This window comes from Rhizobium sp. AQ_MP, assembly GCF_014237835.1.
Taxonomy (GTDB): Bacteria; Pseudomonadota; Alphaproteobacteria; order Rhizobiales; family Rhizobiaceae; genus Allorhizobium.
Genome location: NZ_JACJVI010000016.1, coordinates 70,009 through 87,286, shown reverse-complemented (window position 1 = coordinate 87,286; position 17,278 = coordinate 70,009). Strand labels below are relative to the sequence as shown.

Below are 17,278 nucleotides of genomic sequence, written 5' to 3'. Positions count from 1 at the left end.
ACATGGACGCTGCGGATTGCCGGACGACAACCATCACTCTCACAAAGACAGACATCAGTAACACGAGCCAAAACTTGAACGGTGTTCCAGTGCAGACCACGCTTGATAACTTCAACCTCGCAGCCCCCTTCTGGGCATGTGCCAGGGTCCATCCAGGATCTGCTGCCCTCGTTGTTGCTCGGCGCGAGTTTACCTATGACGCCTCGGCGCAGAAGATCGCGCGGCTTGCCGGCTATCTGGCGCCTCGGCTTAAGCAGCGGCGGGTCGGGGTTCTGGCTACCCGCAGTCTGGAAGGCTATGTCGGTGTGCTCGGAGCCTGCATGGCCGGAGCGACCTATGTGCCGCTGAACCAGAAGTGGCCAGCCGAGCGGCTGGTCAAGCTGTTGGGCCTGCTTCAGCTCGACGCCCTGATCGTCGATCGCAACGGGATTGGTCTTCTTGCTCCGGAGGTCATGGCTGCCGCGCCCGAGATCATCATCGGACCGGAAAAGGCCGACATGCCGGCAACCGTCGATCCTCGCATCGTGCCGCTGGACGCCTTGACCGATGCACCGCTTGCGGCACCCGTCATGGTGGAGCCGCAGCACGAGGCCTATATCATCTTCACTTCCGGGACGACTGGACTTCCCAAGGGGGTGGTTATTTCGGCCGGCTCGCTCGCTTCCTATCTGGCGCAGGCGCGTTCCTGGACCGGGTTAGGGTCCGAAGACCGCGTCGCCGAGGCGCATGATCTGACTTTCGATCTCAGCGTGCACAACCTGTTCCTGACACTGGAATCGGGTGCCGCGTTGCATGTCATGTCGGCTCTCGAACTGTCGGCGCCCCAGCACTTCATCCGCAGCCATGGCATTACGGCCTGGATGTCGGTGCCGACCATCGTCAACATGATGCGCGCGACCGGTTCCCTAAAGCCCGGTGTGTTCGAGACGATCCGTCTGTCGATCTTTTGCGGGGAGCCTCTCCCAGGTGCGACCGTCGAGGCCTGGGCGGTTGCTGCGCCGAACAGCGCTATAGAGAACATCTATGGGCCAACGGAATGCACAGTGGTGATGCTTCGGCAGACCGTGGGTGCAGAGCTGCCGCTTACCCCCGGCCGGGGTGTTGTCGCGATCGGCAGACCATTCAGCGACGGAAAGATCGCGATCCTTGGTCCTGATCTGCAGCCTGTCGCTGCCGGTGAGCCGGGGGAGATCGCGCTTGGCGGACCGCAGGTCGGTATCGGATACTTCGCCTCGCCTGAGCAGACCGCAGACCGCTTTCGCGAGATCGGCGGAGAGCGCTGGTACCTGACCGGGGATCTCGGCATGTGCGACGCCGAGGGGATCTACCACCATCTCGGGCGGACGGACAACCAGGTGAAGGTCAAGGGAAACCGGATCGAGCTGGAAGAGGTCGAGGCGCATCTGCGGCTTGCGGCCGACAGCACGGTGGTTGCTGTCGTGGCCTGGCCCTTTGTCGATGGTTCTGCGGCGGGCCTCGTCGGCTTCGTTGCGGGCAGCCGTGAAACGGCCGCTTCCATCCAGACGAACATGCTGCGATCCCTGCCGCGCTACATGGTTCCGGAAGTCATCCATCTCAAGGATGCGCTGCCTGTCAACATCAACGGCAAGGTGGATCGGCGTGCTCTGCGCAGCCTTCTTGAAGGGGGGGCCTCGTGAGCGTTATCCCCGGGCAGGAAGGGATAAGTCCCCTGCAGCGCCTGCTGCAGCTGCGTCGTTCGTGGCTGACGATCGATACGAATCCGGATGCACGTGCCCATGTCCGGACGTTTCGCGGTCTGCTCCTCATCCATGTGCTGTTTCTGGCGGCTCTCGGCTTGAGTTTGCAGATCAGTCTGCCGGCGCTCGCGCTGATCGGGCTGACGCTTCTTGCCGCCGCGCGATGGCCGGGACACCGGCTCGCCATCCTCATCACGTCAAGTCTGGTGTTTCTGCTGCTGCGGCCCTTCCGGACGGCAGACATGAGCGCGATGGTGGGGGATCTGGCTTCTGCGCTTGGGACCGGCATCCCTGTGCCTCCGCTCGCCTTGCAGATTGCAGGCGTGTTGCTTTTCCTCGGTTTTGCTCAGGCCATGATTGCTGGCCAGCGCATGAGCAGCGGCCTCTGGTCGCGACGTCCGGTGCTGGTGCAGCTGACCGGGTTCCTCGCCTTGCTCGCCGTCGCCGCCTTCCTGCCGCCGGGGAATTACGGTCATGCCATTCTCTGGGCGTTCGTGGCCGTATGGGCCTCGTGCTTCTGGTTTCTTGCCTATGCGGCTGTTGACCTGAAGGCGAAGGCCGCAGCACCCGACAGTGTCCGGGCGCTTTACATGCGGCCGGTCTGGGGCGGCGATGTCGCACCGATGGGCAAGGGGCTATCCTTCCTCAAGCGGTTCGAGGCGAAGGACGAGGAGGCGCTGGCCGTGACGCGCCTGAAGGCGCTGAAGCTTGCCGTCTGGACGGCTATCCTCAGCTGGACAAGTCTGGCCGTGACCACCCTGTTCCACGAGATGCTGGGTGTGCCGAAGCTCGGTTTCATGATCCTCAATCCCGAGGACGCGGCGGCCATGCCTATCGGGCTCAGATGGCTGGGTCTCTTCGTCAATTACGGCGTGGATCTGTTGATCATTGCGGCCTGGGGGCATGCCATCGTCGCCGTGGCACGGATGATGGGTTACAATATTCCGCGCAACACGGTGAACCCGCTCGCATCCCGCTCGATCGCCGAGTTCTGGAACCGCTATTACTATTACTTCAAAGAGGTTCTGGTCGATTTCTTCTTCTATCCAGCCTTCATGCGCTGGTTCAAGACATCGCCACGTCTGCGCATCGCGTTCGCCACGTTCTGTGCGGCGGGTTTCGGCAATTTCCTCTATCACCTGATCTTCGTGTCCCATGTCTTTGCCGATGGGACGCCGCTTGATGAACTCGACCGGTTCGAAACACTCGCCTTCTATGTGTGCCTGCTCTCGGCGGGGCTGATCATGTCGCAGATCTGGGGGCGCAAGACCTCGCCTGATGACGGCTTCTGGCGCCATCAGGTCTGGCCGCGGATCAACGTGGCCCTGTTCTTCTGCTTCCTGAAGATCTTCGACAGTGTTTGGCTGGAAGGCCAACTGTCGGATCGCTTTCACTTCCTGTTTGGCCTGTTTGGAGTCTGACCTGCCATGACCACCGATAAGATTGCGTCCATCCGTGCCCGCGTCCAGGGACTGCTCGAAGAACGTGGCGACAGGCAGCCGCTTCACGATACAGACTCGCTGTTCTTCAGCGGCCGGCTGGATTCGCTTGCGGCCACGCATCTGATGATGCTGCTTGAGGAGACGTTTGGGATCGACCTCGCCGCGGCCGATTTCGACGTGACCCGTCTCGACAGCCTGGCCGAGATCGAGGCCTTCGTCAGCGAGACCCAGGCATAGCCGAACTCGCATTGCGTTTGATCCAGGCCGGCATTGCCCTTGTCAGGCCGGCTCTGGCGCCCCGTTTCGACAGGGGCTTGTTCAAGGAAGTGCTTGTATCCCCCGCCCGCCTGGCCTAGTAAATATTTTCCAGAGGTTTACCAGCCTCATGGAGATGCGGGTTGAGGAGGCAGGCCGCCGTGGTGACGATCAAGGAAATTGCGAAGGCCGTTGGCGTGTCATCGGGAACGGTGTCGCGTGTCCTGAACTACGACCAGACCCTCTCCATCTCCGAGGTGAAGCGTCAGGCGATCATCGAGACCGCCGAGGCGCTGAACTATGCGACGCCAAGGGCGCGCAAGAATGCGCTTTCGGCGCCGTTTTCGATCCCCATGGGGCTTCACGCCGACGTCTCCGCGAACATCGCGGTCATCCATTTTCTGGCGCCGCACGAGGAGCTGGTGGACCCTTATTACGTGGGCGTCCGGCTCGGCATCGAAGCGCGCTGCCGCGAATACAAGATCGAGATTGCCCGGGTGTTCAATCCCGATGTGCCGATCGATCTGGCCATGCTGACGGGCATTTCGGCGGCGATCGTCGTCGGACATCATCCCAAGGCCGAGATCGAGGCGATGGCCAAGGTCTGCCCCCATCTCGTCATGGCCGACTACAATCCGCGTATGCCGCAGTTCGACTGCGTGCGCGCCGATCTCGGCGAAGCGACTTTGACGATCCTCGACAGCCTCGACAATGCCGGATACCAGCGCGTCGGCTTCGTTGGCGGCTACGAGCTGATGGACAATGATGCGTTGATGCATGGCGAGCAGCGCTGCAAGGCCTTTATCGAATGGCACGAGGCGCGGGGGCGCTATCGGCCCGAGCTTCTGGCGCTCGGACAGAGCGAGCGGTTTGGCCAGAACCTGCGCCTCGAGACGGGTTATCAGCAGGCCAAGTCGCTCCTGGCTCTGGACGTGCGGCCCGATGCAATCGTTGCGGCCAACGACAACATGGCGATCGGCACCTATCGGGCGATCCAGGAGGCCGGGCTTTCGATCCCCGGGGACATTGCGGTCGTCGCTTTCAACGACATTCCAGTGGCACAGTTTCTGATGCCGCCGCTTTCCACCATGCGGATTCCGGGTGAGCTGATCGGCGAGGTGGCGGTCGACCTGCTCGTCGAACGCCTGAATGGCCGCGACTATGCCAAGCACGTGACGCTGCCGACCGAGATGATCTGGCGGGGCAGTGCAAAGAAGCCGCCGGTGGGCTGATCGCAGCGACGGTATCTTGCGCGATCCCAAGCACTTACCGCAGCGCACAAAATATTTAGTAAAAATTTTCTTGGCTATGTTCCAAATTTCGGGAATAGTGACCGCGAGGCAGGGGATGAGGCTGCCACATTCAACGTCATATTGGGAGGAACACATGGATTATTCTCGCCTGCTCAAGCGCTCCGTCACCGGAGCCGCGACCGGGGCTGCCCTTCTTTGCAGCACGGCAGCCTTTGCCGGTGAAGTCACCATCTGGTGCTGGGACCCGAACTTCAACGTTGCGATCATGAAGGAGGCCGCTGCCCGCTATACCGCGAAGCATCCGGATACCACCTTCAACATCGTCGACTTTGCCAAGGCCGATGTCGAGCAGAAGCTTCAGACGGGTCTTGCCTCCGGCATGACCGACACGCTGCCGGACATCGTGCTGATCGAGGACTACGGCGCGCAGAAGTACCTGCAGTCCTTCCCCGGTTCGTTCGCCGCGCTGACAGACAAGATCGATTATTCCGGCTTTGCCAAGTACAAGGTCGATCTGATGACGCTTGAGGGCCAGGTCTATGGCGTGCCCTTCGATTCCGGCGTCACCGGCCTCTACTACCGCAAGGACTATCTGGAGCAGGCAGGTTACAAGGCCTCCGACATGGAGAACCTGACCTGGGATCGCTTCATCGAGATCGGCAAGGACGTGAAGGCCAAGACCGGCCATGAGATGATGGCGCTCGACAGCAATGATGGCGGTCTGATCCGCATCATGATGCAGTCCGGCGGCCAGTGGTATTTCAACGAAGACGGCAGCCTCAATATCACGGGTAACGCTGCGCTGAAGGCTGCACTCGAAACCCAGGCGCGCATCGTCAACGAAGGCGTGGCCAAGCCGACCAGCGGCTGGAACGATGGTATCAGCGCGCTGACGTCGGGCGATGTTGCCTCCGTCCTCATGGGCGTCTGGATCACCGGCACCGTCAAGTCGCAAGCCGATCAGGCAGGCAAGTGGGCGCTGACGGCGATCCCGAAGCTCAACATCGATGGTGCGACCGCAGCCTCCAACTTGGGCGGCTCCAGCTGGTATGTTCTCGAGGCTTCTGCCGAGAAGGACGAGGCGATCGACTTCCTCAATGAAGTCTATGCCAAGGATCTCGACTTCTACCAGAAGATCCTGACCGAACGTGGCGCCGTTGGTTCGCTGCTGGCCGCCCGCACCGGTGAAGCCTACCAGAAGCCCGACGACTTCTTCGGCGGCGACAAGGTCTGGCAGAAGTTCTCCGACTGGCTTGTCCAAGTGCCGGCGGTGAACTACGGCATCTTCACCAACGAGCTGGACACGGCTGTCACGGCGAACTTCCCGGCCCTTCTCAAGGGCACGCCTGTCGATGACGTTCTGAAGGCCATTGAAGATCAGGCTTCCACTCAGATCCAGTAAGCCATCCCACAGGGGCTCATTGTCCAGGCTTGGGCCCCTGTTCTCCCGGAGACGTGCGGCGGCAATGCCGCGCGCCTTCCGCCAAATATTCCGTGACCAATGATCGGGCTCAGGGACACCGCATGGCCACCACATCCAGATCCAGCTTGAAGCGCTACTACGACGTAAACGGGTGGCTGTTTGTGCTGCCGGCCGTCACGCTGATTGCGATTTTCATGCTCTATCCGATCCTGCGTTCTCTCGTGCTGTCCTTCTATTCCGGGCGCGGGATGATGCTGAAATTCTCCGGCACCGGTAATCTCGAGCGGCTGTGGAATGATCCGGTTTTCTGGCAGGCGCTGCAAAACACCGTCATCTTCTTTGTCGTGCAGGTGCCGATCATGATCACCATGGCGCTGATCCTGGCGGCCATGCTGAACAATCCGAAGCTTCGCTATTCCGGCCTGTTCCGGACGATGATCTTCCTGCCCTGCGTTTCCTCGCTGGTGGCCTATTCCATCCTGTTCAAGAGCATGTTCTCGCTCGACGGCGTGGTGAACAACACGCTGCTCGCCATCGGCATCATCGGCGAGCCGATCGGCTGGTTGACCGATCCCTTCTGGGCCAAGGTGCTGATCATCATCGCCATTACCTGGCGCTGGACCGGCTACAACATGATCTTCTATCTGGCGGCACTCCAGAACATCGATCGCTCGATCTACGAAGCGGCGAAGATCGATGGCGTGCCGTCCTGGGGGCGTTTCGCGTTTCTCACCATCCCGATGCTGAAGCCGGTGATCTTGTTCACCACGATTACCTCGACCATCGGAACGCTGCAGCTGTTCGACGAGGTCTATAACTTCACCGAAGGCACCGGCGGGCCGGCGAATTCGACGCTGACGCTATCGCTCTACATCTACAATTTGACGTTCCGCTTTATGCCGAGCTTCGGTTATGCCGCAACCGTCTCCTATGTGATCGTGCTGATGGTGGCGGTTCTCTCCTTCCTGCAATTCTATGCCGCGAGGGAACGCAAATGATGACCACGCTTCGCCGCCGGCTGCCTGACATCGTGCAATACAGCGTGCTGTCGCTTGCGGCCTTCCTTTCGATCTTTCCGTTCATCTGGATGGTGATCGGGGCAACCAATACCACGAGCGAGATCATCCGCGGGAAGGTCACCTTCGGCACGGCCCTGTTCGACAACATCGCCTCCTTCTTCGCGCAGGTGGATGTGCCGCTGGTGTTCTGGAACTCCGTCAAGATCGCTCTGGTCGGCACGGCGCTGACGCTGCTCGTCTCTTCGCTTGCCGGTTACGGGTTCGAGATGTTCCGCTCGAAGCTGCGCGAGCGCGTCTATACCGTGATCCTTTTGACGCTGATGGTACCGTTTGCAGCCCTGATGATCCCGCTCTTCATGCTGATGGGGCAGGCGGGGCTGCTGAACACGCATATCGCGATCATGCTGCCGATGATCGCGTCGGCCTTTATCATCTTCTATTTCCGCCAGGCCTCAAAAGCCTTTCCGACCGAGCTTCGCGATGCGGCCAAGGTGGATGGGCTGAAGGAGTGGCAGATCTTCTTCTACATCTATGTGCCGGTGATGCGCTCCACCTATGCGGCGGCCTTCGTCATCGTCTTCATGCTGAACTGGAACAATTATCTATGGCCGCTGATCGTGCTGCAGTCGAACGACACGAAGACGATCACGCTGGTCGTGTCCTCGCTCGCCTCAGCCTATTCGCCCGAATACGGCACGGTGATGATCGGCACGATCCTCGCCACCCTTCCCACTCTCCTCGTCTTCTTCGCCATGCAACGCCAGTTCGTGCAGGGCATGCTCGGCTCCGTGAAATAGGACTTTGAAATGCGCATTATCGAGACTTTCAACAAGGACTGGACCTTCCGTGCCGGTTTTGAGCCGGGTTTTGCCTCGGCTTCGCAGCCGGGCGAGACGGTCCAGCTTCCCCATACGGCGGTCGAGCTGCCCTATAATTATTTCGACGAGAAGAGCTATCAGAAGGCCTTTACCTATCAGAAGGTCATTGCCTGGGAGCCGCGTTTCGAGGGCAAAGAAGTCTCGCTGGTGTTCGATGCCGCCATGGCCGACAGCGTGGTCTATCTGAATGGCGTCGAGATCACCGCGCACAAGGATGGCTATACGCCGTTTGAAGCCCGGCTCACGCCGCATCTGAAGGCTGGCGACAACCTGCTGACGGTGAAGATCGACGGTTCGGAAAACCCCGAGATCCCGCCTTTCGGCGGCGTGATCGACTATCTCACCTATGCCGGCATCTATCGCGACGTCTGGCTGAAGGTGACCGCGCCGGTTTCGATCAGGAACGTCAAAATCGAGACGCCGGATGTTCTTTCCGAGTCCAAGCAGGTGACGGCGAAGGTCTGGATTTCCAATCCGACGGATCAGGCGCTTTCCGGCAAGGTCACGGCTGTTCTGAAAGATGGCGCAGGTCAGGAGATCGCGCGCACCGAGGCGACCGTATCAGGCGCAGAGGTTTCGCTCAGCCTTTCCGGGCTTCAGGGCATCACGCTCTGGGATATCGACAATCCCGCTCTCTATCACCTCACGGTGACGCTGGAGACGGCAGCCGGTGCCGATGCCGTGACGAGCCGTTTCGGCTTCCGTGCGGCCGAATACACGATCGACGGCTTCAAGCTGAATGGCCGTGTTGTGAAGCTTCGGGGTCTCAACCGTCACCAGGCCTGGCCGCATCTCGGCTACGCCATGGGTCGGCGCGGTCAGGAAAAGGATGCAGACATCCTGAAGTTCGACCTCGCCTGCAATATTGCGCGCACCTCGCACTACCCGCAGTCGAAATACTTCCTCGACCGTTGCGACGAGATCGGCCTGCTGGTCTTCGAAGAGATCCCCGGCTGGCAGCATATCGGCGGCGATAGCTGGAAGGCCGAGTCCGTTCAGAACGTCCGCCGGATGATCGAGCGCGACTGGAACCATCCGTCGATCATCATCTGGGGCGTGCGCATCAACGAGAGCCAGGACGATCACGACTTCTATGTCGAGACGAACGCCATGGCGCGCTCGCTCGACACGACCCGCCAGACCGGCGGCGTGCGCTACATTACCGACAGCGAGTTGCTCGAAGACGTCTATACGATGAACGATTTCATCCTCGGCATGGAGGAAATGCCCGGCCATAATCGCGAGCGGCTGGTGCTGCGCGACCAGCGCGAGGTCACCGGTCTCGACCGCAAGGTGCCCTACATGATCACCGAATATGGCGGTCACATGTATCCGACCAAGCGCTTCGATCAGGAGCAGCGGCAGGCAGAGCATGTCAGCCGGCATCTGGCGATTCTGAATGCGGCCGCAGGCGACCCGTCGATCTCGGGCTCCACCGGCTGGTGCATGTTCGACTACAACACGCACAAGGATTTCGGCTCCGGCGATCGTATCTGCTATCACGGCGTCACCGACATGTATCGCGAGCCGAAATTCGCGGCTTACGCCTATGCTTCGCAGGGCGACCCCAAGGACAAGATCGTCATGCAGCCGGTCAGCTTCTGGGCGCGGGGCGAGCGCAATATCGGCGGCGTGCTGCCGTTGATCGTGCTGACCAATTGCGACTATGTGGAAATCCGCATGGGCCATATCGTCAAGCGGATCGAGCCTGATACGAAGACCTATCCGCATCTGCCGCATCCGCCCTGCATCCTCGACCACAGCATGGTCACGCCTGAGGAATTCGGCGAATGGGGCATGACCTGGCGGGATGGCGAACTCGTCGGCTTCCTCGACGGCAAGGAGGTTGTGCGCCGTCATCTGCCAGCCGATCCACTGCCGACAACCCTCGATATCGCGGCTGACGATACCGAGCTGCGGGCTGGCGAGAAGGACACGGTTCGCGTGATGCTGCGGGCGCTCGATCAGGGTGGCAATGTCCTGGGCTTCTTCGATGATCCGGTCGAAGTCAGCCTCGAAGGTCCGGGCCGTATCGTCGGCCCCACGCTCCTTTCCTTCAAGGGCGGGGCCGTCGGCGTCTATGTCGAAGCCGGAAACCAAGCCGGACGCTTGACGCTGACTGCCAAGTGCCGTCCCTTCGGTACCCAGCGCATCACCTTCAACGTCACCTGAGCGAGGCTTAAATGGCAGAGGTCCGGCTCACCGATATCCGCAAGTCCTATGGTCGGCTCGAGGTCATCAAGGGGGTGAACCTTGAGGTGCGCTCCGGAGAATTTGTCGTCTTCGTCGGCCCGTCCGGCTGCGGAAAGTCCACGCTGCTGCGGATGATCGCGGGGCTCGAGGACATCACTTCCGGGGAGCTGACGATCGGCGGCGCGGTGATGAACGATGTCGATCCGTCGAAGCGCGGCATCGCCATGGTGTTCCAGACCTATGCGCTCTATCCGCACATGACCGTGCGCGAGAATATGGGCTTTGCGCTACGCTTTGCCGGCATGGCGAAGGACGAGATCGAGCGACGAGTCAATGCTGCCGCGAAGATCCTGGAACTCGACGCGCTGATGGATCGCAAGCCGAAGGCTCTGTCCGGCGGTCAGCGCCAGCGTGTTGCCATCGGTCGTGCCATCGTGCGTCAGCCGGACGTTTTCCTGTTCGACGAGCCGCTGTCGAACCTCGATGCCGAACTGCGTGTCCACATGCGCGTCGAGATCGCCCGGCTGCACAAGGAACTGAACGCCACCATCGTCTATGTCACGCATGACCAGGTCGAGGCGATGACGCTGGCCGACAAGATCGTCGTCATGCGCGGCGGGATCGTCGAGCAGGTCGGTGCGCCGCTGGCGCTCTATGATGACCCCGACAATATGTTCGTCGCCGGCTTTATCGGTTCGCCGCGGATGAACTTTCTGCCGGCAGTGGTGATCGGTCAGGCGGAGGGTGGACAGGTGACGGTAGCGCTGAAAGCACGGCCGGATACGCAACTGAAAGTTTCCTGCGCGGCTCCGCCGAAGGTCGGCGATGCCGTGACGGTCGGCATACGGCCGGAGCACTTTTTGCCTGATGGCAGCGGCGATGCGCAACTGACGGCGCATGTCGATGTCGTTGAGCATCTTGGCAATACGAGTTTTGTCTATGCCCATACGGTGCCCGGCGAGCAGATCATCATCGAGCAGGAAGAGCGTCGTCATGGCGGCCGGCTTGGCGACGAGATCACAATCGGGCTCGCTGCGAAGACCAGCTTTCTCTTCGACGCTTCGGGGCGGCGCATTCGCTAGGGTAAGGCCTCGGACCGCGCTCGGCGGCCAGATTCCGCGTTTCAAGTTGAGCGATTTTCTCGTTGGCGTTTTTCGGGCGCTCCGCGTGACGTCTGAAGTTCTCGTCCTTTTGGGCTGGGCAACCTCTGGTCGCCGCTCCGTGCTGCGCGGTTATCCGACTTTTGTTGGCTCAGGCCATGGCGCTCACCATCGCCTAAGATGAAGCGCTTCTAAAAAAATTTTTCATTTTGTGTTTTGCGCCGAAATCGGATTGATATGGCATATCTTCCGGTCAGATGTGCCTTTATCCCGGCGTTTCATCTGATGCGGCTTGCTAGGGGAGGAGAGCTGCGGCAATGAAGTCCAGAAAAATATTCATTGCTGATTCTACGGCTGATGGGCAGTCTCTTCAGGAAGCGCTGAACGCGGCAGCCGAGCAGGGCGTTGCCTTACATCTGACGAAGGGGATTTATCGGACGCGGGCCTTGCGTCTGCCAAGCGGCACGGATCTCTGCCTTGAGGAGGGCGCCGTGCTGCGCTTCAGTCCCGACTATGCGCAGTATGCTTCGAACACGGTTGACGTTATCGCCGAAGATTCCGATCGCGCTTTGATGCTTGCCCGCGATGCACGGTCCATCCGCATCCACGGGGCTGGTTCTATCGAAGCGCCGGGTGAATCCTTTATCGAGGGCATGCTGGAGGAGATGGGGACATACATCCCGTCGCGCCTTCGACCGAGGACCCTGATCATCGATCGCTGCTCCGATGTGCGCATCGAAGGCATCAAGATCTGCCTTTCGGCCATGTGGACGGTTCATCTGATCCGCAGCAAGGATGTCACCCTTGACGGTTTGAGCATCATCAATGACCGCAAGATGCCCAATACCGACGGGGTGGTCATCGATGCCTGCGAGCGTGTGACGATCGAGAACTGTGTGATCGACACGGCGGACGACGGCGTCGTGCTGAAGACGAGCCGCGGGACCGACGGTGCGCCGATTGGTGCATGCCGGCAGATCCGGGTTTCCGGCTGCCAGATCATCAGCGAGAGCTGCGCTCTGAAGCTCGGAACGGAGAGCTTCGCGGATATGGAGAACATAGTCTTTGAAGACTGCGAGATCGCCCATAGCAACCGGGCGCTCGGTCTTTTCTCGCGCGATGGGGGGCGGCTTGCCAATGTGACCTTCCGGCGTCTCAAGCTCGAATGCCGGGAAACACCGGAAGGCTTCTGGGGCTCGGGCGAGGCGATCACGGCAACCGCTCTCGATCGTCGCAGCACGCAGCCTGCTGGTGTGATCGAGAATGTGCTCTTCGAGGATATCCAGGGGCTGATGGAGGGGGCAATCAATCTCTATGCCGATCGGCCGGGTTTGATCCGGAATGTCACGCTGCGCCGTGTCCATATCCGCCAGCAGCCCGGGCGCTTCAACGCCTGCCGCTACGATGTACGTCCAACGAAGTTCGATCTTGCGCCATCACCCGACGCCGCGGGCCGCGCCAATGCCTGGGTCCGAGGGGAGGATGGCAAGGTGATCGGTCTCGTGCCCTATCCCGGCGGGATGCCGGGCGTCTTTGCCTCCAATGTTCAAAATCTCGCACTCGAAGACGTCGAAGTGCGCCGCCCCGATTTTCTGCCCGAGGGCTTTCATCCCGAGCCGGTCGTGATCCTGCAGGATCAGGCCCCGGTTTGGTCGTGATGTTGTTGCGGGAGGGCCGTCCATGAAGACCATTCGCAAGCTCGACAAACTGCTGTCGGTTCTCGCCGAGCATATCTTTCAGCCGCTCGGTGTTCAGGTGCCGCTGGTCTATCGGCAGGCGGCATCCGATGAGCGCGCGGCCATGGTGGCATCCAATCGCGCGGACTGGACGCCTGTCGGGCGTGATCATATCTGGGGCGAACCGGATGGCTATTACTGGTTCGGGGGCAAGGTTGCCTTGCCAGACGGCATCGACGGTCTGCGCATCTTCGGTCGTATCGAAGCCGCCTTCGGCAATGTCATGGGGCGGAGCGATCCGCAGTGCCTTGTGCGGGTCGACGGACGGATCGCGCAGGGTGGTGACGCAAACCACCGCGAATTTCCGCTGAGCCTGAACGCGGTTGCGGGGCAGGTCCATGACCTCCTCATCGAGGCCGGAACCATCGAGGACCGGCGTCAGATCGGCTTCGGCGTGACGCTGCATCGCCACGACCCTGACGTCGAGAATGTCTATTACGATCTGCGGGTGCCGCTCGATGTGGCGCGGCTGCTGGATGAAAACGATCCGCGTCGCCACTTCATTCTGCGGGTGGTCGAGCAGGCCGTCGATGCCATCGATCTGCGACCGGGCAATCCGGAGAGGTTTGCGGCCTCCCTGGAGGTTGCGCGGTCGATCGCTTCCGCCATCTATCAGGCCGGTGACTTCGAGGAAAAGCCTGTCGTCGTCGCGACCGGGCATACGCATATCGATGTGGCCTGGCTCTGGCGGGTGCGGGAGACGCGGCAGAAGATGGCGCGCTCCATGGCGACCATGCTCTCGCTGATGGACGAGTTTCCCGACTACCGCTTCATGTACAATCAGTGCGTTCTGCTCGACTATCTGCGCGAGGACTATCCCGAGCTTTTCGATCGCATTCGCGGCCAGTTCTCGGCTGGCCGCTTCGAGATCGAGGGCGCTCTCTGGCTGGAGCCGGATGTCAACATCGCCGGCGGCGAAGCGCTTGTCCGCCACATTCTTTACGGTGTGCGCTATCATCAGGAAACCTTCGGTATCCGGCCGCGCATGGTCTGGCTGCCGGATACGTTCGGCTATACGGCCGCCTTGCCGCAACTGATGGCGAAGTCGGGGCTCGACAGCTTCGTCACCCACAAGCTTTCGTGGAACGACACCAACCGCATGCCGGAGGAAAAACTGTTCTGGCAGGGCATCGATGGCAGTCAGGTGGTCGCTTACTTCCTGACCACGCAGCCCTATGACAGCAAGAGCATCGGCACGACCTACTGCCCGAACCTCAAGCCGACCCATGTCATGGGGACTTGGAAGCGTTACGGCCAGCAGCGGATCGGCGGCGAGCTCTTCCTCGTCTACGGCCATGGCGATGGCGGCGGCGGTCCGACGCGCGAGATGCTGCACAATATCCGCCGCATGGAGCGCAGCATTCCGGGCTGCCCCAAGGTCGAGCATGGGGCGATGCGGCCTTTCTTCGAGCGGTTGATCGCCGAGATGAAGGCCCATCCGCAGCGTTATCCGACCTGGGTCGGCGAGTTCTATCTCGAATTCCACCGCGGCACGTTGACCTCCGTCGCCAAGAACAAGCGCTTCAACCGTCTGGCCGAAATCGCGCTTCGGGAACTGGAGCTGATGGCGGTCCATGCCAAGCGCGCGAGCGGTCATGCCTATCCCCATCAGCGGCTCCGGTGCCTCTGGGACATCGTGATGCTCAACCAGTTTCACGACATCCTGCCCGGGTCGTCGATCGGTGCGGTCTATGAAGACAGCGATCGCGACTACGAGACTTTCTTCGCTGAGGCTAGCGCTCTGGCACAAGAGCTTGCCGATCGGATGAGTGGTCGCGGCGAATGCATGGTTCTGAATGCGACCGGCCGTTCCCGTGATGCTCTCGTTGCCTCGTCGCTGCTTGAAGATCGGGCGGTGCAGCAGATCGTGAGGGCTGATGGTGCGCGGCTCCCGGCTTTGCGTCTCACAGCGGTTCCGCCATTGGCGTTTGTGCCTCTGGACAGAGTTATCACTGTGCAGGCTGCTGCGTCAGATCTGGAGGTCTCTGTCCATCGGCTGGCCAATGCGCGTGTCGAGATCCTGTTCAATGATCGGGGGCGGATCGAGCATTTCCTCGACCGGGCGACAGGGCGGCCAATTCTGAAGCCCGGGCAGATCGGAAACCGGCTGCAGGCCTTCCGCGATCGTCCGGCTGAGTATGATGCCTGGGATATCGATTCCGATTTCGAGGACCAGGTTTTCGAGATCGACGATCTCGTGAGTGCCGAGGTCGTCGAGCGAGGCCCGTTGCGAGCCGCGATCCGCTTCGAATGGCGCTACGAGAACTCGCGGATCATGCAGGTCGTGGCCTTGGAGGCAGATGCACGACAGGTCGAGTTCGACACCTTTGTCGAGTGGCGCGAGCATAACACACTGGTGAAGACGGCGTTTCCGCTTGATCTTCAAGCCGCTGCCGTCGATGCCGAAATCCAGTTCGGCCATGTGCGGCGTGCCACGCATCGCAACACGTCCTGGGACAAGGCACGCTTTGAATGCGTCATGCAGCGCTGGGTCGATGTGACCGAGCCCGATTTCGGCGTCGCGTTTCTCAACGACAGCAAATATGGCTACGACGCACGGGGAACGGATGTCCGGCTGACCTTGCTGCGGTCGCCGACCTATCCCTGGCCGGATGCCGATCAGGGCGAGCATCGCTTCCGTTATGCTCTGATGGTGCATGACGGTGACAAGGACGTGGTGCACAGGGCTGCGGAAGACTTCAATCTGTCGCTGCGGCTGATTGCGGGCGCTCCTGCCTCGGATGCTTCGGCATCGACGACGGAACCTCTTCTTTGCGTGCTGACCGAGGGCATCGCTGTCGAGGCCGTGAAAGAAGCCGAAGATGGCGATGGCATCGTGGTTCGGCTCTGGGAAACGACCGGGCGTCATCGGTATGCGGACATCCAGCTTGCTCCCGGCCTGCTCCGCGCCGGCATCGTCGATCTGCTTGAGGAGTCGGTCGCTGATCTCAAAGTCGAGCAGCAGCTTCTGCATGTCCCGTTCAAGCCTTTTGAAATCATCAGCCTGAAATTGGGGAGGAGCGTCGCATGAGCGTCGACCAGGAAATCAACGTCAGCATCGACAACTTTCCAGAGGGCGAGAAGTCTTTCGTCGAAATCCCCTTCGAAGTCGGCGCCGATATCGAGCGGATCGAGATCGCCTATCATTTCCCGTTCGGCGGCGGTGGCAGCGTCATCGACCTCGGGCTGGCGCACAACGGTCGCATGCGCGGCTGGAGCGGCTCCGAACGCGGGTTCATCACGCTTGAGGAAGATCGCGCCACGCCCGGCTATGATTGCGGTCCGCTTGCGGGCGCCTGGCATGCCGTTCTCGGTATCGTGAAGATTGGCCCTGCCTGCAAGGTGGATCTCAAGATCAGGTTGATCAACAAACGTCAGCGCTGGCTGGTGGGCGAATTGCACAGCCATTCGGAGCACTCCGATGGCGGCGTGACCGTGCTCGACGCCATCCATCGTGCTCGCGCCGGCGGGCTGGCTTTCCTTGCGATCACCGATCACAACACCACCTCGCAGAATACGATCCGACCCGATGATCCCGGCATTCTCGTGATCCCGGCCATGGAGCTGACCTCTTTCTGGGGACACACCAATTTCCTCGGACTTGCGAAGCCTGTCGCCGACTGGCGTTGCCGAGGTCCGCATGAGGTGGTGGATCGCATGGCCGAGGCGCGGGCCAATGGGGCGACCATCGTCATCAACCATCCGTTCCAGAATTCGGCGGGTGGCAAGTGGCAGTCCGGCTTCGACGGTCCCTTTGATGCGCTGGAAATCTGGAACGGGCTCTGGACGCCGATGAATGCCCAGGCGCTGGCCTTCTGGCAGGAACTTCTGCTGGCGGGTCGGCAGATCCCGATCACAGGGGGGAGCGATTTCCACCTGAAGAACCGTCGTCGTCACGGGCATCCGAGCAATCGACTGCGGGTGACCGGCAGTTCGATTGCCGATATCCTTTCGGCGGTCAGGGCCGGAAGGAACGTGGTGTCGTTCTCACCTCACGACCTGACGGCGGAGCCAGTGGGAAGCGGCCATCCGGACTTCGGTTCCCGTATCCCGTCTGCCAGCGCGATTGCCGTGTCCTTCTCAGGGCTCGCCAATGGTGACGAGATCCGCTTCGTCGATGAAACGGGCTATACAGGTTCGGTCCGGCCGGAGGCTGGCCGGTTCACTGTCGAAACCAAGCTCTCTGCTCGGTTCCTGCGGTTCGAGGTGTGGCATGGCGAGGAGGCGCGCCTGTTCACCAATCCCTTCTACGCCGAATAAG

At 60.9% G+C, this 17,278-nt stretch carries 12 protein-coding genes; all 12 read left to right on the top strand.

All coding sequences use genetic code 11. The annotated features are described in order from the left end of the window. The first annotated feature begins 74 nt into the window (after positions 1 to 74). The 12 genes from H6M51_RS19755 to H6M51_RS19700 all read left to right on the top strand — a co-directional run bounded on the left by H6M51_RS19755 (position 75) and on the right by H6M51_RS19700 (position 17,277). Positions 75 to 1,658, top strand: coding sequence for an AMP-binding protein (locus H6M51_RS19755; protein ID WP_185811510.1), 1,584 nt, complete (start codon positions 75 to 77; stop codon positions 1,656 to 1,658). Beyond that, on the top strand, positions 1,655 to 3,139 hold the full coding sequence (locus tag H6M51_RS19750) for a hypothetical protein (protein WP_185811509.1): 1,485 nt from the start codon (positions 1,655 to 1,657) through the stop codon (positions 3,137 to 3,139). Before H6M51_RS19755 ends, H6M51_RS19750 begins: the two co-directional genes overlap by 4 nt. A gap of 6 nt (positions 3,140 to 3,145) precedes the next feature. After that, positions 3,146 to 3,397 carry an acyl carrier protein gene (locus H6M51_RS19745; protein ID WP_185811508.1) on the top strand — a complete coding sequence of 84 codons (252 nt, stop codon included), beginning with the start codon at positions 3,146 to 3,148 and terminating at the stop codon, positions 3,395 to 3,397. Between the two features lie 179 nt (positions 3,398 to 3,576). Further along, positions 3,577 to 4,647, top strand: coding sequence for a LacI family DNA-binding transcriptional regulator (locus H6M51_RS19740; protein WP_185811507.1), 1,071 nt, complete (start codon positions 3,577 to 3,579; stop codon positions 4,645 to 4,647). A gap of 154 nt (positions 4,648 to 4,801) precedes the next feature. Next, positions 4,802 to 6,070 (top strand): ABC transporter substrate-binding protein, encoded by a 1,269-nt coding sequence (locus H6M51_RS19735; protein ID WP_185811506.1) that lies wholly within the window; start codon positions 4,802 to 4,804, stop codon positions 6,068 to 6,070. 122 nt (positions 6,071 to 6,192) lie between these two features. Beyond that, positions 6,193 to 7,089 carry a carbohydrate ABC transporter permease gene (locus H6M51_RS19730; protein ID WP_185811505.1) on the top strand — a complete coding sequence of 299 codons (897 nt, stop codon included), beginning with the start codon at positions 6,193 to 6,195 and terminating at the stop codon, positions 7,087 to 7,089. Beyond that, positions 7,086 to 7,907 (top strand): carbohydrate ABC transporter permease, encoded by an 822-nt coding sequence (locus H6M51_RS19725; RefSeq protein ID WP_185811504.1) that lies wholly within the window; start codon positions 7,086 to 7,088, stop codon positions 7,905 to 7,907. Before H6M51_RS19730 ends, H6M51_RS19725 begins: the two co-directional genes overlap by 4 nt. Before the next feature lie 9 nt (positions 7,908 to 7,916). Then, on the top strand, positions 7,917 to 10,160 hold the full coding sequence (locus H6M51_RS19720) for a glycoside hydrolase family 2 protein (protein ID WP_185811503.1): 2,244 nt from the start codon (positions 7,917 to 7,919) through the stop codon (positions 10,158 to 10,160). An 11-nt stretch (positions 10,161 to 10,171) separates the two neighbouring features. Then, positions 10,172 to 11,263 carry an ABC transporter ATP-binding protein gene (locus tag H6M51_RS19715; protein ID WP_185811502.1) on the top strand — a complete coding sequence of 364 codons (1,092 nt, stop codon included), beginning with the start codon at positions 10,172 to 10,174 and terminating at the stop codon, positions 11,261 to 11,263. A 335-nt stretch (positions 11,264 to 11,598) separates the two neighbouring features. Further along, the gene (locus H6M51_RS19710; protein WP_185811501.1) at positions 11,599 to 12,939 is read left to right on the top strand and encodes a glycoside hydrolase family 28 protein; all 1,341 of its coding nucleotides are present in this window, start codon (positions 11,599 to 11,601) and stop codon (positions 12,937 to 12,939) included. Positions 12,940 to 12,961: 22 nt separating this feature from the next. Next, complete coding sequence (locus H6M51_RS19705; RefSeq protein ID WP_185811500.1) at positions 12,962 to 16,048, top strand: glycoside hydrolase family 38 C-terminal domain-containing protein; 3,087 nt, start codon at positions 12,962 to 12,964, stop codon at positions 16,046 to 16,048. Further along, positions 16,045 to 17,277, top strand: coding sequence for a CehA/McbA family metallohydrolase (locus tag H6M51_RS19700; RefSeq protein ID WP_185811499.1), 1,233 nt, complete (start codon positions 16,045 to 16,047; stop codon positions 17,275 to 17,277). Before H6M51_RS19705 ends, H6M51_RS19700 begins: the two co-directional genes overlap by 4 nt. Position 17,278 lies beyond the last annotated feature (1 nt).